General features: G+C 37.8%; 17 protein-coding genes, 1 tRNA gene and 1 pseudogene. 6 read left to right on the top strand and 13 right to left on the bottom strand.

From position 1 onward, the window contains the following. The first annotated feature begins 718 nt into the window (after positions 1–718). The 3 genes from AN161_RS13195 (at position 719) to AN161_RS13185 (ending at position 6,573) form a co-directional block, all read left to right on the top strand. Complete coding sequence (locus AN161_RS13195) at positions 719–2,467, top strand: HAMP domain-containing methyl-accepting chemotaxis protein (RefSeq protein ID WP_053594826.1); 1,749 nt, start codon at positions 719–721, stop codon at positions 2,465–2,467. A 264-nt stretch (positions 2,468–2,731) separates the two neighbouring features. Then, positions 2,732–5,899 (top strand): non-ribosomal peptide synthetase, encoded by a 3,168-nt coding sequence (locus AN161_RS13190; RefSeq protein WP_053594825.1) that lies wholly within the window; start codon positions 2,732–2,734, stop codon positions 5,897–5,899. Then, the gene (locus AN161_RS13185) at positions 5,899–6,573 is read left to right on the top strand and encodes a 4'-phosphopantetheinyl transferase superfamily protein (RefSeq protein ID WP_053594824.1); all 675 of its coding nucleotides are present in this window, start codon (positions 5,899–5,901) and stop codon (positions 6,571–6,573) included. Before AN161_RS13190 ends, AN161_RS13185 begins: the two co-directional genes overlap by 1 nt. 271 nt (positions 6,574–6,844) lie before the next feature. Here the strand turns inward: AN161_RS13185 and AN161_RS13180 are convergent, their stop codons facing one another. The 4 genes from AN161_RS13180 to groES all read right to left on the bottom strand — a co-directional run bounded on the left by AN161_RS13180 (position 6,845) and on the right by groES (position 9,871). Further along, positions 6,845–7,294, bottom strand: coding sequence for a tetratricopeptide repeat protein (locus tag AN161_RS13180; protein ID WP_053594823.1), 450 nt, complete (start codon positions 7,292–7,294; stop codon positions 6,845–6,847). Between the two features lie 6 nt (positions 7,295–7,300). Beyond that, positions 7,301–7,663: a tetratricopeptide repeat protein gene (locus AN161_RS31250; protein WP_053594822.1), complete on the bottom strand. Its 363-nt coding sequence runs from the start codon at positions 7,661–7,663 to the stop codon at positions 7,301–7,303. A 143-nt stretch (positions 7,664–7,806) separates the two neighbouring features. Beyond that, the gene (gene groL / locus AN161_RS13170; protein ID WP_053594821.1) at positions 7,807–9,438 is read right to left on the bottom strand and encodes a chaperonin GroEL; all 1,632 of its coding nucleotides are present in this window, start codon (positions 9,436–9,438) and stop codon (positions 7,807–7,809) included. Between the two features lie 148 nt (positions 9,439–9,586). Continuing rightward, entirely contained in the window at positions 9,587–9,871 is a 285-nt protein-coding gene (groES, locus tag AN161_RS13165) for a co-chaperone GroES (RefSeq protein ID WP_053594820.1), read from the bottom strand. A gap of 173 nt (positions 9,872–10,044) precedes the next feature. Between groES and AN161_RS13160 the strand changes: the two genes are divergently transcribed. Next, positions 10,045–10,809, top strand: coding sequence for a type II CAAX endopeptidase family protein (locus AN161_RS13160; RefSeq protein WP_053594819.1), 765 nt, complete (start codon positions 10,045–10,047; stop codon positions 10,807–10,809). Between the two features lie 112 nt (positions 10,810–10,921). On the opposite strand, the gene tatC is transcribed toward AN161_RS13160, so the two are convergent. The 3 genes from tatC to AN161_RS13145 all read right to left on the bottom strand — a co-directional run bounded on the left by tatC (position 10,922) and on the right by AN161_RS13145 (position 12,745). Then, a complete protein-coding gene (tatC, locus tag AN161_RS13155; RefSeq protein WP_053594818.1) occupies positions 10,922–11,743 on the bottom strand; it encodes a twin-arginine translocase subunit TatC in 822 nt (273 codons plus the stop codon). 20 nt (positions 11,744–11,763) lie between these two features. Beyond that, positions 11,764–11,958 carry a twin-arginine translocase TatA/TatE family subunit gene (locus AN161_RS13150; RefSeq protein ID WP_053594817.1) on the bottom strand — a complete coding sequence of 65 codons (195 nt, stop codon included), beginning with the start codon at positions 11,956–11,958 and terminating at the stop codon, positions 11,764–11,766. A gap of 151 nt (positions 11,959–12,109) precedes the next feature. Further along, positions 12,110–12,745 (bottom strand): redox-sensing transcriptional repressor Rex, encoded by a 636-nt coding sequence (locus AN161_RS13145; protein ID WP_053594816.1) that lies wholly within the window; start codon positions 12,743–12,745, stop codon positions 12,110–12,112. 224 nt (positions 12,746–12,969) lie between these two features. Here AN161_RS13145 and AN161_RS13140 point away from each other — a divergent pair, with 224 nt between their 5' ends. Next, on the top strand, positions 12,970–14,913 hold the full coding sequence (locus AN161_RS13140; protein WP_053594882.1) for an ATP-binding cassette domain-containing protein: 1,944 nt from the start codon (positions 12,970–12,972) through the stop codon (positions 14,911–14,913). A gap of 892 nt (positions 14,914–15,805) precedes the next feature. Here the strand turns inward: AN161_RS13140 and tsaD are convergent. The 6 genes from tsaD to AN161_RS13110 all read right to left on the bottom strand — a co-directional run bounded on the left by tsaD (position 15,806) and on the right by AN161_RS13110 (position 19,692). Continuing rightward, positions 15,806–16,822, bottom strand: a complete 1,017-nt coding sequence (gene tsaD / locus AN161_RS13135) for a tRNA (adenosine(37)-N6)-threonylcarbamoyltransferase complex transferase subunit TsaD (protein WP_082340070.1) — start codon at positions 16,820–16,822, stop codon at positions 15,806–15,808. Continuing rightward, a complete protein-coding gene (gene rimI / locus AN161_RS13130; RefSeq protein WP_053594814.1) occupies positions 16,822–17,274 on the bottom strand; it encodes a ribosomal protein S18-alanine N-acetyltransferase in 453 nt (150 codons plus the stop codon). The genes tsaD and rimI overlap by 1 nt, the downstream gene beginning before the upstream one ends. Continuing rightward, entirely contained in the window at positions 17,267–17,974 is a 708-nt protein-coding gene (gene tsaB, locus AN161_RS13125) for a tRNA (adenosine(37)-N6)-threonylcarbamoyltransferase complex dimerization subunit type 1 TsaB (RefSeq protein ID WP_053594813.1), read from the bottom strand. Before tsaB ends, rimI begins: the two co-directional genes overlap by 8 nt. Continuing rightward, the gene (tsaE, locus tag AN161_RS13120; RefSeq protein WP_082340082.1) at positions 17,971–18,420 is read right to left on the bottom strand and encodes a tRNA (adenosine(37)-N6)-threonylcarbamoyltransferase complex ATPase subunit type 1 TsaE; all 450 of its coding nucleotides are present in this window, start codon (positions 18,418–18,420) and stop codon (positions 17,971–17,973) included. Before tsaE ends, tsaB begins: the two co-directional genes overlap by 4 nt. Positions 18,421–18,789: 369 nt before the next feature. Next, positions 18,790–19,131, bottom strand: coding sequence for a hypothetical protein (locus AN161_RS13115; protein ID WP_053594811.1), 342 nt, complete (start codon positions 19,129–19,131; stop codon positions 18,790–18,792). A gap of 485 nt (positions 19,132–19,616) precedes the next feature. Beyond that, positions 19,617–19,692 (bottom strand) — tRNA-Asp (locus AN161_RS13110). Between the two features lie 312 nt (positions 19,693–20,004). On the opposite strand from AN161_RS13110, the pseudogene AN161_RS27565 reads away from it, so the two are divergent. After that, positions 20,005–20,115 (top strand): annotated as a pseudogene (locus AN161_RS27565) (alanine:cation symporter family protein); the annotation flags it as partial. Between the last annotated feature and the right edge of the window lie 405 nt (positions 20,116–20,520).

Raw genomic sequence — 20,520 nt, 5'->3', positions numbered from 1 at the left:
TTTTATCTGTGCGAAAGCGTAGCGTCAGCAACAATGTTTTATCTGTGCGAAAGCGTAGCGTCAGCAACAATGTTTTATCTGTGCGAAAGCGAAGCGTCAGCAATTGTTTTATCTGTGCGAAAGCGTAGCGTCAGCAACAACAAATGTTTTCTGTAGCGAAAGCAAAGCGGCAGCTACAAAGCGCCCAGTCGGAACGTAAATCAACCACACGTTATGGTGATGACCCTATTACTTTACTTCACTTTTCAAACAATTAAAGTACTTTTCTACTTTCCCCCAATAAAATATGTAATTTAAAAGACCTAATAATTGAATATGGTTTCTACCTACATTTTAATCATTTGAAATCAACTTAGATACGACTCCGCTTGTCATTTTATATTAATAAAAAGGTATTTTTTTGTAGAAATATCCACACAATTAAGAATTTTACAGACTAAAAACCTATTTTTTTATTTTATTTCTGAAGATTTAAAGCCGAAATAGTAAGTTTTTTGGGTTGTGAATCATATTTATTGGCAGTATAGTTGTTTAATGTCAGGGGTTGAATGGATTACTTCGCATTCATCATTTTGATAAAAAGGTACACGAATTTCCATGAATAATTACATCAGGACTGCCAATTGTAACGACTTTTTTTTGTTACATTAGACAATCACATCCGAGATTCCCTTTTTTACTTGAAATATGTTTTATATATAACTTTAGGAGGAAGAGCATGAAGAAAAGCAAGAAACAGCATATGTCCATCAGTAAGAAATTAACAGCAATAATGTTAAGTATTTTATTACTATTCGGATTAGTTACTCTAGGTCTTTCATATTATATAGTAAAGAACAGTAATTTAAAAGATATGAATCAATCTCTTTACGATAAAGGAATGATTCTATCAAAGACTATAGATCTAAAGTTATTGCAATCTGCGTTAAAGGACCCCAATGCTAGTAACCCGGATGTCCTTCGTTTGACAAAAGAAATGGATGATATAAACGAGCAATCAGATCTTATTACAAACCTTTTTCTCATTACGTTAGATGGAGAAAAAATAAATGCACCAGTTCTTTCATCTAGTGTACTGGATGTAGGAGCTGAATATAATCAGGATATGATAGCAATGGGCCTATCTTCAGATTTCCTTGCAAGGATTAAAGAGGTATTTGAAACAAAGGAAGCTACAGCTACTGAAATATATAGCGATAAGTTCGGCAGCTATAAAACAGGACTTACACCTATTTTAGATGAAGATGGATCTATCTTGGCTGCTTATGCAATGGACTATGATGTATCAAAGGTAACCGCTAAAGCGATGTCAGAAGTACTGTGGACCCTTTTAGTTACAGTTATTTTCTTAATTGGTTCTTCCATTGCAGTTTACTCGCTTTTAAAAAGAAAATTAACACCAATCCAGCAACTTTCCCTACAATCTAGAAAGGTAGCGGAAGGCAATTTAGAACTTGAGCCTTTACCTGTTTCATCAACGGATGAAGTTGGCCAGCTAACGCAAAACTTTAATTCAATGATTGAGAATTTGAAAACAGTTATTAAAAGTGCAACAAATGTTTCTACACATGTTTCAAACACCGCAAATGTTTTATCAACCAATATGCAGGAGGCAACAGATTCTTACAATAGTGTAGCTTCATCGATGCAAGAGATTGCTGGCGGTGCTGATTTACAAGTACAAAAAGCAAAAGAAGGCGCCATTACAATTGAAGAAATGAGCATTGGTATTCAACGAATTGCCATGACATCAAATCAAATCTCAGAATCTTCTATCCTTGCCTCAGAAGAAGCTGAAAAAGGCAATGAATCTACTAATAAATCTGTAGCCCAAATGAATGCCATTAGTAAAGCTGTAAATCAATCAGCATCATCTGTAAAAATGCTTGGTGAGCATTCAGGTAAAATTGAGGAAATCGTCGGTATTATTACAGGTATCGCTTCCCAAACGAATTTACTAGCATTGAATGCGGCAATAGAAGCTGCTCGTGCTGGAGAAGCTGGAAGTGGTTTTGCTGTCGTAGCAGACGAAGTTCGCAAGCTTGCTGAGCAATCAGAAGCCTCAGCTCGTGAAATCTCTACGCTTATCACCCATATCCAACATGATACGAATGAATCAGTAAATGTTATGGTACGAGCTGTGGAAGAAGTAGATAATGGTTTGGTGATGATTAATGATTCTGAGAAATCATTTAGTCAAATTTTAACTTCCATTCATCATGTTACTGGACAAATTCAAGAACTCTCTGCAACGATTGAAGAAATGGCTGCAGGTATGGAGGAAGTAACTTCTGCTGTTAAGGATATGGAAGATTTCTCGGTAAATTCGAGAGATAATACGAGAGCAGTAGCTGAAACGTCTGCATCTCAACTTAACAGTGTGCACAGAGTTTCTGAAGAAGCTCAAATGCTAACTGACTTATCTAATGAATTATTAAATGTTGTTAACACATTTGTCGTGAAATAAAGTGAAACTTCATTCAGTTGATCCATTCAATCACTCTTCAACTTGAATTAGGGATCTTACTGCCAGTTGTATATGGAATAAAAATGAAAGGAGCTGTCCTATAAGTAGAATTAAGTCATTTTTGTTCTAGGTCAAGACATCTCGCAGATTTCTTTATACGCCTATTGACTAGATGCTTACTTATGTTTATGTGATGACTATTAAATTCTGCTTATTAGAGGCTTATTAGACAGCTCCCCTTTCTAAAAATAGGAGTTGTAATGATTGAATATAAAACGAGAACTAGATTTAATTACACCACATTCTAAAACGCAACAATCTGAACAACAAATTCTTCCATCTAGTCGTACACAATTATTAAACGAGGAGGATTTGCTACTATATCAGACTTTAAACCAAACTAATGCGTACTATGACAAGAGCAAAACAATACCTGAAGTATTTTATCAAGCAGCAAATCAGTTTACTGAACGAATAGCACTATCTTTTAATGGCGGTATGATGACATATCGTCAGCTCAATGAACAATCCAATCAAATTGCTCATATGTTAGTTGCCAGTGGCTTGCAAAAAGGTGATTATGTAGCGATTGTCATGGAGCGGAGTAAAGAAACAGTAGTTGGTTTACTTGGCGTATTAAAAGCAGGAGGCATATATGTCCCGATTGATCCAAGCTATCCGAAAGAACGTTGTCAATACCTTCTGAACGATACAGGTGCCTCATTCATATTAACAAAAAATGAATATACTCAATTGATTAATGAATTAATACATAACGATTCCCTATCTCGTACCGTTTTTACAATGAATCGGATGGAGATAGCCTTTCCAAAAGAAAATATTCATAGAGACCTCAGTCCAACCGATTTAGCCTATATTATTTATACATCGGGGTCGACAGGCCAACCAAAGGGCGTCATGCTCAAGCATGAAGCTGTTATTAACCTGATTACAGATAACCAAAGAATCTACCAAGCTACTAAAGCTGACGTTTTTTCTCAGTTTATCTCCTACAGTTTTGATCCATCTGTCACGGAAACATTTACAGCTTTCTTTTCAGGTGCGAGATTACATATGTTAACAAGCATCGAACGAATATCAATTGATGCATTCGCTGATATGATTGAGCGTGAACAAGTAACAACGGCCACTGTACCAAATGCATTTTTCACACAACTTGCTACACACCTCCCTCTAGAATACCGGGGAAAATTATCGTCACTTCACTATTTGTCAGTTGGTGGAGAAGCACTTATGCCTGCTGTCGTACAAAGATGGCAAGAAAAATTTGGTACAACGACTGAAATTATTAATGTTTATGGTCCGACTGAGTGTACAGTACTGTCCTCCTATTACAGAGTAAAAGATGAAATAAAAGACACTCAGACAAGTATCCCTATCGGTAAGCCGATTGCTAATTATGAGATGTATATTGTTAATAAGGACGGTCAGCTTTGTCCTATTAATGAAACAGGAGAATTATGTATAGCCGGTGCTGGCCTAGCAGCAGGTTATTTAAATCAGCCAGAAAAAACTGCTGAAGCATTTATCCCTCATTTATTTAAATCAGATGAATGGATGTATCGAACAGGTGATTTAGTTCGTTTATTGCCAAGTGGAGTGATTGAATTTGTCGGGCGTAAAGATTCTCAAATCAAAGTAAGAGGTTTTCGCATTGAGCTTGGGGAGATTGAGACGGTATTAAGCAATCATCCTAGCATTCAAGAAGCCATCATTCTTGCGAAGAAAATGACAGATGGCAATAATAGCTTATCTGCCTACTACACTGTATCGGGTGGTGTTCAGGTGGAGCAAGCGTCGATTAGAGATTATTTGGCGAGCAATCTACCAGATTATATGGTTCCTGAGCGTTTCTTTAAGTTACAGGAAATGCCATTGTCACCAACGGGCAAAATTGATCGCAAACAATTAGCCGCGATGGAGGTTACTACATCTCTCAACGGTCCATATGATGCGCCCGAAAATGACATGCAACAATTGTTAGCAGATGCTTGGGAGTATGTACTAGGGATTGAGCGAGTGGGAATTCATGATAATTTCTTCCACATTGGTGGACATTCTCTGAAAGTGCTTGAGATTCTTGTGCAAGTCAAAAAGCATATTCCATTTTTAAAAATTCAAGATTTCTTCCAGCATCAATCCATTGCAGAGCTTGACCATTATATTAGTAACTATCGACCTGAAGATCATGATAATCAAGAGCAGACAGCTAATTTAATATTGAAAGAACTAATGGAACCAAGTGCCCTACCCGTCTCTCAAACGGTAAAACCATTCCCTATGAATGCTGTATTGTTAACAGGAGCAACTGGCTATTTAGGAAGTCATGTTTTATATGAGCTATTAATGAAAACAAATGCACATATCTACTGTCTGATTCGACCAAATACACATACTTCAATCGAAGAAAAGCTAATGAACAGTATGCGATTTTATTTCGAAAATGATATAAATGTCCTTATGGAAAATCGAGTAACGGTTATTCAAGGTGATTTGGGGAAACATGCGCTTAATTTATCTGTGAAGGATGAGCAGGCAATTATTGCGGAGATTGATGCAATTATTCATTGTGGAGCAGACGTAAGGCATTTCGGTGCAGCAGATCATTTTAATGATGTAAACGTTGAAGGCACTAAATATTTGCTTGAACTCGCAAAACGGAAACAAGGTGTCCATTTCCACTATGTATCAACATTAGGTATTCCAGAGGAGCTTGCCGCACATCAATGGGGCCCAAATGAAGCACAAGGCAACTTTAATTATGATATTAAGCTCGAAAATGTTTATACGCAAAGTAAGCTAGAGGCCGAGAATCTTGTTCGAAATGCAATAAACGATCAGATTCCAACTTCAATCTATCGTGTTGGAAATTTAACCTGCCATTCCGACACAGGAAAATTCCAACGAAATATAGACGATAATGCTTTTTATCGAATGATTAAATCTATGCTTTACTTAGGTAAAACACCGACTGCTAATTGGCATGTTGATTTTACACCGATTAATTATGCAAGCCAAGCATTAGTTGCTCTAGCTCGGCAATCAACATCAAACGGACATATATTCCATTTGTGTAACCCTGTTCCTCTAACCTATTTAGAGTTTATCAAGATGTTGAAGGAGCTTGACTATGAGTTAGACATTGTGACTGCACAGGAATATACGGACTGGCTATTAAATGGTGAGCATTCTGAGGAAGCGCAAGAATATTTATCTTTAGCAATTGCACAGCTTGAAGGTGATGGAGCAAGCGATTCTCCATTTGTATTTAATTGCAGTAAAACACAGGAATTTTTAGCGAATACTGATATCACATGTGCAGTACCTAATGAAGCCTTTATTCGTAATATGATTAATTACGGCATTAAAATGGGCTATTTCCCTGAGCCGAAACCTGTCGGAGTTCGATAATGCAAGGATTTAACGGCATACATGTATTTGCGCTTCCATTGGGTTCACAATTAGAAAAATCCGAATGGGATAAGCTTTTCAATCATGTTCCGTATGATGATCAGCTAAGGATATTGAAATACAAGCATTGGCAGGATCGGCAAAGAGCATTGCTTGGAACTATGCTTGTCAGATGGTCAATCCGACACTTGACCGATGCTCGGCATATTCAGATTGCTCGAAATGAGTATGGACGTCCCTATGCTATAAGAAACGATAGTTGGAGAAGCGATTTTAATCTTTCCCATTCTGGAGAGTGGATCGTTGTAGCACTAACTAATGAAGGGCTTGTTGGCATTGATATTGAAAAAATAAAGCCTGTGACTGAAGATGTCATGCTATATGCAATGTCACAGGCTGAGTTGGCAATGCTACGGAAACAACCAGAACTTGAACAATTACATTTATTTTATGAATTCTGGACAATGAAGGAAGCCCTTTATAAAACAAGTCTATTGCCAAACACAGAACCACATTTGCTGGATACAATTGAAATAAAAGACAAGTATCAAGACATTCAAACACAAGTGATTTATATCGATAAATTACACCCCATGTCCATTTGTTGGAATAGCGAGCATTCACATATGAATATAACAATATTGAACAAGCATCAGCTTATTCATGTAACATAGGGCATTTAATACAAAATCACAGAAAAAATAGTAGTACAACCTATGCTTAAGTTTGTACTACTATTTTTTTAATAACATCGTTTATTATGCCCTGATCATTTGCAGGCTCATTCAGACAGTTGAAGTTTCCAACTGCTATATAAATTTCGTAAACAGTTTTGTACATCAACATCCCCTTGATCTGAAGCAAGGGGATACCGTTTAACCGCCATTTCATAATTTTGCTCTACACCATATCCACTTTCATAAAAGCAACCTAAATTATATTGTGCTACTGCATTTTCCTGATGTGCAGCAAGGCGATACCATCGTGCCGTTCTTTATAATCTTGTTCAACACCTAGCCCATGATTATAAAAATAACCAATACTATTTTGTGCATTACTGTGTCCTTGATCAGCAGCTACACTATACCATTTAAGAGCTAATTCGTAGTTTTGCTCTACACCTTCACCGTTCTCATATAACTTTCCAATATTAAAATGAGCATAAACATAACCTTGTGCTGCTGCTTGTTTATACCAATACATCGCCTTTTTATAATCTACTTGACCATCAAATCCTACATCATACGCATATGCTAAACAACACTGGCCTCTCGCATTACCAGCTTCAGCCGCCAAACGATACCATTTCATTGCTTCATGATAGCTTTGTTCAACCCCAAGTCCATCTTCATATAAGTCTGCAATATCTAGCCTTGCGAAATTATTACCTTGCAACGCCGCTTAACGAAACCAAGATAAAGCTTTTTTATAGTTTACTGGTTCTCCTACACCATTTTTCAGCATGTAGCCAAGACTATACTGTGCATCATCATTCCCTTGTATGGCTGCACGTTTAAACCATCGCATAGCTTTTTTATAATTGGCTTTTACATCTTCTCCATTAAAATACATATTACCGACTTTATGAGCAGCAGCTGTATTTCCTTGTTTAGCTGCCATTAAATATAAGTTAAATGCTTCTTTTAAATTGAGTTGAACTCCTACCCCTTCATAATAAAGACTACCTAATGCATAAACGGCATTTGAGTTACCAGCTTTTGATGCTAGATGGAACCATTTCGTTGCTTTCGTTACATCATTCATTTCTGTTTTAGAGCAATAAAATCTCCCTAGCTCATATAGCGCTTCTGCGCCACGTTTGCGATTGTCCTTGTTCTATCAGCGATTCATCAAAAAACCCACTTCTCAAATTTGAGAAGTGGGTTGAAATTAGCTAGAGCCGTGGATTACATCATTCCCGGCATGCCCATGCCGCCCATGTCAGGCATTGCTGCGCCTGCTGGTTCTGGAATATCTGCTACTACTGCTTCTGTTGTTAAGAATAGAGCTGCAACAGATGCTGCATTTTGTAGTGCTGAGCGAGTTACTTTAGCTGGGTCTACTACACCCGCTTCCACCATGTTTACCCATTCGCCCGTTGCGGCGTTGAAGCCTACACCGATTTCTTCGCGTTTTAGGCGATCCACGATAATTGAGCCTTCAAGACCAGCGTTGTTAGCTATTTGACGAACTGGCTCTTCTAAAGCACGTAGAACAATTTTCACACCAGTTGCTACGTCGCCTTCTTCTACATCTGCAACTTTTTCAACTGCTGCATATACGTTAAGAAGTGCAGTACCACCACCTGATACGATACCCTCTTCAACTGCTGCACGAGTTGAGTTAAGAGCATCTTCAATGCGAAGTTTACGTTCTTTTAGTTCTGTTTCTGTTGCAGCACCAACTTTGATTACTGCTACACCGCCTGCTAATTTTGCAAGACGTTCTTGTAATTTTTCTTTATCGAATTCTGAAGTCGTCTCAGCAAGCTGAGCACGGATTTGACCAATGCGACCTTCGATTGCATCTGCTCCGCCAACGCCTTCTACGATTGTTGTATTGTCTTTTGTGACAACAACTTTTGCAGCGCGACCAAGTGATGTAATATCAGCTGATTTAAGGTCTAAGCCTAATTCTTCTGTAATTACTTGACCACCTGTTAAAATTGCGATATCTTCAAGCATTGCTTTACGACGATCACCAAATCCTGGAGCTTTAACTGCTACAGCATTGAATGTACCGCGAAGCTTGTTCACTACAAGTGTTGCAAGAGCTTCACCTTCAACATCTTCAGCGATGATTAACAGTGGACGACCTTGTTGTACCACTTGTTCTAATAACGGTAATACTTCTTGAATGTTTGTAATTTTTTTATCAGTAATTAAAATGTATGGGTTATCTAGTACCGCTTCCATTTTATCTGTATCTGTTACCATGTAGTGTGATGCATAACCACGGTCGAATTGCATACCTTCAACTACATCAAGCTCAGTTGTGAAACCTTTAGATTCTTCAATTGTAATAACACCATCGTTACCAACACGTTCCATTGCTTCTGCAATTAATTGACCTACTTTATCATCATCAGCAGAGATTGCCGCAACCTGTGCGATTTCCTCTTTGTTGCTCACTGGGCGAGAAATAGCGTGTAATTCTGTAAGTGCTGCTGCAACTGCTTTGTCGATTCCTTTACGAATACCAACAGGGTTTGCACCAGCTGTTACGTTTTTCAAGCCTTCACGAATAATTGCTTGCGCTAATACTGTTGCAGTTGTTGTACCGTCACCAGCAATCTCATTTGTTTTAGAAGCAACTTCTGCTACTAATTTTGCACCCATGTTTTCGTATGGATTTTCTAGCTCGATTTCTTTTGCAATTGTTACACCGTCATTTGTAATAAGTGGTGAACCGAATTTTTTTTCTAAAACTACATTACGACCTTTAGGCCCTAAAGTTACTTTTACTGTATTTGCTAATTTATCTACACCTTGTAGCATTAATGAACGAGCGTCTTCTGAGAATTTAATATCTTTTGCCATTTGAATTTTACCCTCCTGGAATGGAATATTCGTTAAGCTTCTTCAATATATTTATAACAATTTCGCCATACTGTCATTGCCACCAATCCATTTGTATCTGTGACAATCACTATAGGCATTCTTTAATCAAGCTAAATAAAGTATTAGCTTATTCAATAATTGCAAGAATATCGTTTTCGCGTAAAATTAGGTATTCATTACCCTCATATTTAACTTCTGTACCAGAGTATTTAGAGAAAATAATGCGGTCGTCAACTTTAACGTCAAGCTCTACACGTTGTCCGTTCTCTAATACACGACCCGTCCCAACTGCTACAACTTTACCTTCTTGTGGTTTTTCTTTTGCAGAGTCTGGCAGTACAATACCGAATGCAGATTTTTCTTCTACCTCGATTAGTTCGATTACAATACGATCTCCTAGTGGTCTTAACAAGTGAAACAACCTCCTATTAATTAAATGTATATTAAATGTTTATTAGCACTCTATCTAGTCGAGTGCTAACACAATTATTATGATAATCAATCACACTTTTTTTTGCAAGTCAGAACTTCGAAAAATTTTGTTTTCTTTCCATATTCCTCTACAATAGAAAGGTAGCATAATGAATGGAAAGGATTTTGATTGTGACTAATTCTCAAAAAATAAGTAAACATAAAAAAACAGCCCTTTATGTTTTGCTTATCTATATCCTCATGCAAATATCAGGCAGATGGCTGGTAAGACCGTTTCATAAGCTTGTTATGAGTACAACCGGTTTACCTAGTGAGCAAGCTGCTCCGCTTACCCAAGGCTGGTATATTGCACTTAGCTTTGCCATTGCGCTAATTCTAAGCTTAATCCTAACATCTCGCGATAAAGCGTTTTGGGATGTTTATCAAGGAAAGAAAGAAACTATACCACTTACAATTATGTGGGGGATTATTGGTTTCTTCTTAGTATTCTTTGGCCAAATGATTGGCGCGGCTATCGAAATGGCTATATTCGGTATCCAAGGTGGGTCACAAAACACAGCTGATATTGTAGCTATCGCAAAAGGTGCTCCTATTGCGATACTAGCAATTGTCGTTTTTGGACCAATTTTAGAAGAGTTTGTCTTCCGCCGTGTTATTTTTGGATCGCTTGTCCAAACAACTAATTTCTGGGTAGCCGGTATTGTAAGTGCCATTTTCTTTGCACTTATTCACTTCGACTTCTCACATATCTTGCTTTATACAATTTGTGGATTGATTTTTGCCTTCTTATATCACAAAACAAAACGCATTTGGACGTCAATTATCGCCCACGTCATGCTGAATGGTTTTGTGACACTTGTACAATTGTATGCAGAACCATTGCAAAAGTTTCTTGAAGAACTAGAAAAAATGCAATAAAAATCAGTGGGAGTTTTTCTTCCCACTGATTTTTTTAGTTTTACCTACAGTTTATCGCTAACCTTTACAACGAAAAAGCTCGATGCTTCTATTTCGCACCGAGCTTCCATTATTATTGATTCAATTCTTCTATTTGACGTCGCTGCTGTTCAAGCGCCTCTTCGACCTGACGTTTTTGCTCAGCTTCCTGTTCTTCCTTCAGTCGCATTTCCTCTGATTTTAAGTGTTTACGATAACCTATTCTAGCAACCCAAACACTAAATTCATAGAGAATAAACATCGGCACTGTTACAATTAAATGACTCATTAAATCAGGTGGTGTAATCATAGCCGCTATAACAAAAAGCCCAAAATAGGCATACTTTCTGTTTTTTGTCATAATTTGCGGATTTAAAATGCCAAGACGAGCCAAAAATAGAAGTATGATCGGCAATTGGAATATAAAACCAAAAGGCAAGGTTATTTGAAATAAAAATGAAAAGTATTCATTAATTCCAATTGTTAGCTTTACTCCAAGGCGAGCAGATAAATCAATCATAAAGTTCAATACATATGGAAATAAAATGAAGTAAGAAAAAACAATTCCAGCTACAAATAATATAAAAGTGAATGGTATATAGCTTAATGTGACTTTACGTTCTTTTTCATATAGCCCTGGTGAAACAAATGCCCATAGCTGATATAAAATAATCGGAGACGTCAACAAAAAAGCAATATAAAAAATCATTTGAAAATAAATTTTAATAGAATCTGTGATCCTAAAAGCGTTTAACGAGAAGCTTTGTGCCGTTTCACTACTTTGTAAAAAATGAATAAGTGGCTCCGCTAAAAAAAACGCCCCAACAATCGCAATAACAAAGAAAACGACTGCAAAGTAAAGTCGTTTCCTTAATTCTTCTATATGCTCAATGACAGTTTGATCGTTTGCATTCATATTAGCAAGACATCCTTCAATTACTTATCATCGTTTTTTACTTCGATGACTTTCTTTTTATCATTATCTTCATCGTCTACTAACCCTTTAGTAGCATTTTTAAACTCACGAAGTGTAGAGCCCATAGCTTTTCCTAACTCTGGTAACTTTTTAGGGCCAAAAATTAAGATTGCTACAATTCCGATAATGACCAGGCTCATAGGACCGATACCCATTTCAGCCACCTCCTCTTATTTATGCTTCATTTTAACTCAAATATGAGCGTTTGGCTAACTAATTATATGTGAAATTTTTTAGACCAACTTTTTAGTATACAAATATAATAGTTCAAACTGTTTAACAAACTCTCAATCGCTATGTAATTACTCACTCTTCCTGATTACGAATTAAATATATGAGTGCCTGCAATTCTACCGACAAATCGATTGTTAATAGTTGCATTTTATCTGGTACAGTAATACGCTCTGGCGTAAAGTTTAAAATGCCCTTTGCGTTCATTGTTGCTAATCTATCAGCCATTTTCTGCGCAGAGCGTGGTGAGACTGTTAAAATCGCAAGCTCCGCTCCATATTCTGCATACTTTTCTTCCAATAAATCAGGATGAAAAACAGGAATATTGCTAATCATCTTCCCTTCCTTCGGTGCCTTTGAATCAAATGCCACAACAATATGAGTATTATGATTTTTTTGGAAATTATATTTTAATAAAGCACTACCTAAATTTCCTACACCAATTAACGCTACTTTTGTCGTTTCGTGTTGATCAAGCGTTTGACTAAAAAACTTTAATAGATGCTGCACATCATAGCCATAACCCTTTTTCCCAAGAGCACCAAAATAAGAAAAGTCACGGCGAATGGTAGCAGAATCAATTTTCATCGCTTCACTCAGTTCCTTCGACGAAATTCGTTCCATGCCTTCTTGCGCAAAGTTTTGGATAAATCGATAGTAAAGAGGAAGTCTTTTAGTAGTGGCCTGTGGAATTTTTAATTCTTGTTTCAAACTTTTTCCTCCTTAAAATGTATCAAATCACATGATACATGCTTAATTAACTACTTTCTAAGTTATATTCACTGGAGGATTTCCCTTTAGTTAATGGCGCTTTTTACGCCACTAACTAAAGGGAAATCGTTTCAATCTTACATGACAGCTTAGAATAAGTAAAGCATCGACATTGCAAGCAAATCGCTCATCCATTACACTAAGGAGGAATTGAGGTGTCAAGAATGATTGTTTTACAGGTCAATCAACTATATAAATCCTTCCTTGCAGATGAAATTTTAAGTGGCGTAAAATTAGAGATTCAACATCGTGACCGCGTTGCATTAGTAGGACGTAACGGTGCTGGTAAGTCCACTTTACTTAAAATAATTGCTGGACAAATGTCATATGACTCTGGCGATATAATTATCCCTAAAGGTGTACAAATTGGATATTTAGAGCAGCATGCTGGATTAAACTCAACATTGTCGATTTGGGATGAAATGATGACAATTTTTGAGCCGCTTATTACACAAGAACAAGCACTTCGGTCATTAGAACAACAAATGGCTGACCCTGCTGTTTATGAAAATCCTACTCTATATGCCAAAATAATGTCTGAATACGATCATTTACAGCATAATTTTAAGGATGCGGGTGGCTATCAGTATGAATCTGATACACGTTCTGTTCTTCATGGCATGCAGTTTTACCCTGATGATTACCAAAAACCAATTAGTTCACTATCAGGGGGACAACGAACTCGGTTAGCACTTGCTAAGCTTCTTTTAAGTAAACCTGACCTATTAATACTCGATGAGCCCACTAACCATTTAGATATTGAAACCCTTTCTTGGTTGGAATCATATTTAAAAGGCTATGAAGGAGCTATTTTAATTGTTTCCCATGACCGCTACTTCTTAGACCAGGTTGTTTCCATTGTCTACGAAGTATCTCGTCACCGCGTCACAAAATATACAGGCAATTATAGTGCCTATTTAGATGAAAAAGCGAAAAATTACGAGCGTGATTTGAAGTTATATGAACGTCAGCAAGATGAAAAAGCTAAGCTCGAAGAATTTATTCAAAAAAATATTGCTCGTGCTTCCACTACTAAAATGGCACAAAGTCGTCGTAAAATGCTTGAACGAACAGAATGGATGGGATCTCCGGATGGCGATGAAAAATCAGCAAGCTTCGGTTTTACAATTGAACGCCAAAGTGGTAACGATGTGTTATCTATTGATGACTTGGCGGTAGGTTATGGAGATAAGGAAATATCAAGCGGTATCACATTACGCACTTTCCGTGAGGATCGCATTGCACTTGTTGGGCCAAATGGTGTTGGTAAATCAACTTTATTAAAAACTATCGTAAAAGATTTACTACCACTCTCTGGAGAGATTCGCAATGGTACAAATGTTCAAATTGGTTATTATGATCAAGAGCAGGCAAAGCTATCGAGCAATAAAAGTGTTCTAAAAGAGCTATGGGATGAATGGCCTTTAATGACTGAAAAGGATATTCGCACAGTGCTAGGGCGATTCTTATTCAGTGGAGATGATGTAGATAAAATTGTGTCGTCTTTATCTGGTGGAGAAAAAGCAAGACTTGCATTAGCTAAGTTGATGATGCAAAAGGCAAATTTCTTAATTCTCGATGAGCCTACCAACCACTTAGACTTAGATAGTAAAGAGGTACTGGAAAACGCGCTTATTGATTACCCTGGAACGCTCTTATTTGTATCGCATGACCGATATTTCATCAATCGAATCGCTACTAAAGTGATCGAGCTATCTGGCGATGGTTCCTTTGAGTACCTAGGTGACTATGATTATTACCTTGAGAAGAAGCAGGAGCTATTAGAAATTGCCCAAATGAAGGCTGCGGCTCAACCGCAAGTACAAGCTGATGTACATGAGAAGATCTCTACCTCTAAAATTGATAAAGAGGCTAAAAAAAGGGAGCGCCAAATCAGACGTACGCTTGAAGAACTAGAAGGGAAAATGCAGCAAGTAACTATTGAAATAGCTCGTTTAGAAGAAGCTCTTTGTGATCCCGAGATTTTCACAGACCACGAAAAAATTACACAGCTTCAAGATGAATTAGCAACTGTTAAGGAACAGCATGAGTTATTCGAAATGGAATGGCTTGAGCTAAGTGAAGAGCTTGAAAATATTATTTTATAAAGTGAAGCTTTAATCAGTGGGGTTTTCTTCATCCCCACTGATTATTAGTCTTCACCGATCGGGCTTTTACGAGCAGTTAATCTTCCACCTAACTTCTTTGCTTTTGCTAATTTTGAGATGGGAGCCTTGTACCTGACGCTTCGCTTTCGGTACAGATAAATTGCTGCCCGTTCATGCGGGATAAAACTTGTAAAGCCATGTGCCTTGTCGCATGGCTTTTTTCTTTACTCGCCTCGATTTTTCATATATATTGGTCAAGTGCTATTTTTCGACAAAAAATGCCCACAGCTTTATACACACAATAAATCTAGTAATATCAACATATCAACAGACTTTTCCACATTGTCCACAATTTTAAATTATTTTATTCACATCATTTTGTGTAAAACACACTACTATATATTGAATAATCACAAGTTATGCACAAGTTATCAACATTTTGTGCATAAGTACGGATGTTCGCCGTTTTATTTCCACCTTACCTGTGGATAATTTTCTGAAAAATTTGTCAACTGAACTCTTTTTATTGGATTCAAAATTTTCTTATAGACAATTTTTTCAACATTTTTTTCACAAAAGCAAAAAGAGGCATTTTAGAATCAAATCTAAAATACCTCTTTTTCTATAATCAATTATGCCTAAGCATAATTGCGTCCGAAATCGGCTTTGTGCTTAGGCCTGCAGATGTTTTTTGTGCTAAAGCGAAGCGGCAGCAGTTTTGTCTGNGCGGCAGCAACAGGGTTTTGTCTGTGCGAAAGCGAAGCGGCAGCAACAACAGGATGCAGGTCAGTTAGCCGTTATCGCATGGATGCGATGATTTTAGGCTAACATCCTATGTGAACTCTTTTCCGATTTTGTGACATCCGCCGGAGGCTTTAACTTCTGAAAGAAGTTAAACCCAAGACTTTAACTCCATTCCAGGGCGACCATTCATTGATAAATTACCGCGAACACCTGCTTCATACATAGGTGCTGCTACTGCACCTATCATAGCAGCATTGTCTGTACACAGCTTTAATGGTGGCACGGAAAACGGTATACCTTCTTCAGCAAATACCGCCTCAAGTGATGCGCGCAAGCCTTTATTAGCCGCTACGCCTCCAGCTGCAATAACCTGTTTTACTTTATATTCACGTGCTGCTCGTAATGTTTTTGCTGTTAGCACTTCCACTACGCTTTCCTGAAATCCTTTGGCAACGGCAGTCGGAGAAATTACTTCACCACGTTGATCCATATTATGTTTATAATTAATCACTGCTGATTTCAAGCCACTAAAGCTAAAATCATAAGAATCTTCCTCTAACCACACTCTTGGGAAGGTTACTGCCTCATCCCCCTCATGTGCTAACTTGTCAATACGCGGGCCACCTGGATACGGTAAGTTTAAGACACGCGCAACCTTATCATAAGCCTCACCAGCCGCATCATCTCGCGTCTCACCGATGACTTCAAAAGAGCCGTGTTCCTTCATATAAACTAGCTCTGTATGACCACCTGACACGACAAGGGCTAACAATGGGAATTCCATTGGCTGCACGAGTGCATTAGCATATATATGTCCAGCTATATGATGTACTCCGATAATCGGTAAATTGTTGGCAAAGGCAAAGGCCTTCGCTGCATTAATCCCAATTAACAATGCACCTACAAGACCAGGACCCTCAGTAACTGCCACCGCATCTAAATCAGCTGGTTTCATATTTGCCTGTGCTAATGCTTCTTCTATTACCACTGTAATTTGCTCAACATGATGGCGAGATGCAATTTCAGGTACAACCCCACCAAATCGTTTATGACTTTCTATTTGAGAAGCAACCACATTTGAAACAATTTCAGAACCATTTCGAATAATCGCTGCTGCTGTTTCATCACAGCTCGATTCTATTGCTAATATAATTCGATTTTCCATCATAAATTCACCCACATGACAAGGGCATCCTCCCCGTTATCTGTATAATAGCCTTTACGTATGCCACCATCTTGAAAATCAAGCTTTCGATAAAGATTTTGAGCAACTGTATTCGTTACTCGCACCTCTAAACTCATGACTTCCATTTCATGCTGTCGAGCAATACGCATTGCCTCTCGCATTAATTCTTCACCAATTCCTCGGCCGCGAGCTGCCTCTATAACGGCTACGTTCGTAATTTGCGTTGCATCTATAACCATCCACATTCCGCAAAAACCGATAATGCTATTGTATTCATCTACAGCTAGCACATAATGTGCATACTGATTTTCATGCATTTCATAGTAAAAGGAATCTAACGTCCATGGTGTAGGAAATGTGGCAAGCTCAATTTCATATACTGCTGGAACATCATCAGATACCATTTTACGATACGTTACATTACTACTCATGCGCCTTCTCCTTTTGTTCCTTTAGCCAATTCGCCTCCGCCTCTGCAATACGTTTGTATTGCGGGACAAAGTGATGAACTGCATCCACACTTGGTAGCTCTACTTTTGTCGCTAATCGGACAGTTTCACTTGCTCGTGGTAAGTCATTGCTAAACGGTGTACGCAGAGCATAATGACCTAATACCTCTTCGATTCTATGCCAAAAAACATCTACATCTGCTCCAACAAATAAAACTGGTGTCTCTAAAGCCTGTAAACGTTCTAATAAGCCATCAATATGATCGTGGTAGTCATCCATAACCACTTCAAGCTCACAACCTTTATAAACTGCCGTATAGACATTGCCTCTTCGCGCATCAAAAATAGGACAAATAAGCCCATCGTATAGTGCTGCATTTGCCGCCAATGTCTTTAAGCTAGATATGCCAACTAAAGGTTTTTTCAGTGTCCATGCTAATGTTTTAGCAAGCGTCGCACCTATTCGTACACCGGTATAAGAACCAGGCCCTTCTGATACAGCAATCGCATCCAACTCGCTCGACTTTATGCCCGCCTTAGCTAGTACTTCTTCAATGGCTGGCATCGCACCTGCCGAATGTGTTAATTTTATATTTTGTATAATTTCTGCAATCACTTTTCCATCCCTTACTACAGCAATAGAAAGCGGTGCATTCGCTGTTTCAATCCCTAACCAAATCATTTCATTAGCTCCTCACATAATGCCTCATATCTCTTTCCAAGAGGTGTTAATACAAACCGTCGTTGATTTTCTCCGATTCGGTAAATTTCAATTCCAAGACGCTCCTGTGGTAAATCCTGTTCAATTAAATGAGCCCACTCAACAACAGACACTGCATCACCATAAAATAGCTCGTCCCATCCAAGGTCTTCATCGCTTTCCGCTAAACGATAGACATCTAAATGATTAAATGGTAAACGTCCCTCATATTGCTTTACAATCGTAAATGTCGGGCTATTAACCGTTCTCTTTACACCAAGCCCCTTCGCTAATGCTTTCGTAAATGTCGTCTTACCAGCGCCCAAATCACCCTCTAATGTAATTGTATCCTGGGCTTCTAGTAAGTTTGCTAGCTTCAACGCAAAATGCTCAGTATCGTCAAGTGAATTCATTATTTTTTCATACATCATCTCTTTTTCCTCTCCTAGCTCCATTACTTCTAGTTTACCGAAACAAGCGTAAATGTTCAAAGCATCCAATGATTTTCAAAAAAACAATTACGCCTCGGCGTAATTGTTGCAGCTTGTCAACAAAAGAATAAATAGAAATTAATGTGTATCAATAAACAAAGGTTGATTTTCACCCCAAGACAAGCCTCACCACATAGACTATTGATGGAAAACGAGACAGTTTCAACGCTCTTCATCAAATACCAAATAGCGATATCTTCCAATTTTAAAAAACCATGCAGCTCTAGGCAACAAAGTAGCGTTTGTCTACAGTCAGAAACATGTGCTGAAAGAAGTTAAACACGCTTCTCTTTTATAGAAAACGTCTTATTTTCTTTTTGAATGACCCTTTAGCTCAATAACCTCTTTATCAATTAATTTATCTTCTTTAAATCGTACTATATAGGCTTTTGTCATAAGTATTTCATCATTCCAGCGGTATTGATCTTTTTTCTTCATTTCTCCTGCTCCCCCTGCAATTTTCACTACTTCCATATACGTCATACCTTCTTTTAATTTTCCAAATTCCGCTTCATTCATATTTTTTTGCCAGTGATACGCATTGGACTGCTCAATGTCTAAAATAGGGTCTCCACAACCTATGAGTATCACAGCAGCACCTAATAGCAAACTTATATTAAGACGTTTTATGTAATAATAATTTCTCATGATAATACCTCCTCATCTCCTTCATACTAGAGATATCGATAATATACCACCCTAATTTTTATGTATATTGCTCCACCTGTTAGATTTATTACCCAACTTTTTAATTTTGTGGCTCTACATCAAATGTTGGGGTAAGAGGTACAATGTGTAGCTTCCTCAAACGGTCTGGGACTGCCCCTCCCTTTCCACCGACTGACTGCCATGCCTCCTCGGTTTGTTGACACAAACACTGCAGGGTCTTGACTAGCCAATTTTTTTTGCAGGAGTGTTGAGCATTCATCTCCATCTTATATTGTATTTGATACCCAACAAATATTATCAATTTCGCCTTGGCGTACTTGTAGCTGACGCTTTGCTTTCGCAACAGAAAATATTTGCCGCTGACGCTTTGCTTTCGCTACAGAAACATTTGCTGAAAGAAGTTAAAAATAAAAAAAAGTCCTTATGATTTAATAACATCATAAGAACTATATTATCGTTTATAATGGCGGTCCCGACCGGGATCGAACCGGCGATCTCCTGCGTGACAGGCAGGCATGTTAACCGCTACACCACGGGACCTCTCTAAGACATTTATAAATATATCATAGAGAAATACTACATGCAATATATTTTTTATATTTTTTTCATATTTTTTCATTTTATATTCTTTATTTTTTTGGTATCGATTTTTACAAGTATATCAAGTAGATTCCACAAGCTATTTTATGAGGAGTTCGTTCCAAGTACATATTTACTCGAATTGGCTACATAATAATTTTTATGTTGATCTAGGGGTATTTATATTTCGGATTTCGGCGGAGTATGAAGAGAAAATGATGTCATCGTTTCAAGAGAATGTGTAAACGTTATCACACACTTCAAAAGAGCTTATCTGCAGCTTCTGAAGTATCCTATCCAGCTAAACAAGGATTCGTACAAGGTTTCTCGATTTACATTGATACAATTGTTGTATGTATGGTAACTACTCTAATGATTTTAATTTAATTGCGTCCGGAATCGGCTTTGTGCTTGCACAAAGCACTCCTTCCCGATTTCCGTGACATCCGCTGAAATGTAACTTAAACCCGGATTCATCTCATCACCGAAACTATTTAACGATATTAAAACAAATGAAAAGAGCAACTACAAACCATCAAAGTTGTAGTTACTTTTTTTTTCCTATTTAGTGTGTTGTCGCTGTACTCTATTAGAAATCAGCGTGTATAATAGCTAATCCTGTGGGAATAAATTGCAATAGCGACAAAGCCATTGTCGTACAAATCACATTATATAAAAAAAAAACAGCCAGCACTCAGCTGACTGTCTTCATTGCCTAGCGACGTTCTACTCTCACAGGGGGAAGCCCCCAACTACCATCGACGCTAAAGAGCTTAACTTCCGTGTTCG

It is taken from the genome of Lysinibacillus sp. FJAT-14222, assembly GCF_001278875.1.
GTDB lineage: Bacteria > Bacillota > Bacilli > Bacillales_A > Planococcaceae > Lysinibacillus > Lysinibacillus agricola.
Note: the sequence above shows the minus strand (reverse complement) of the source record. Positions and strands in the feature narration are given on the sequence as shown.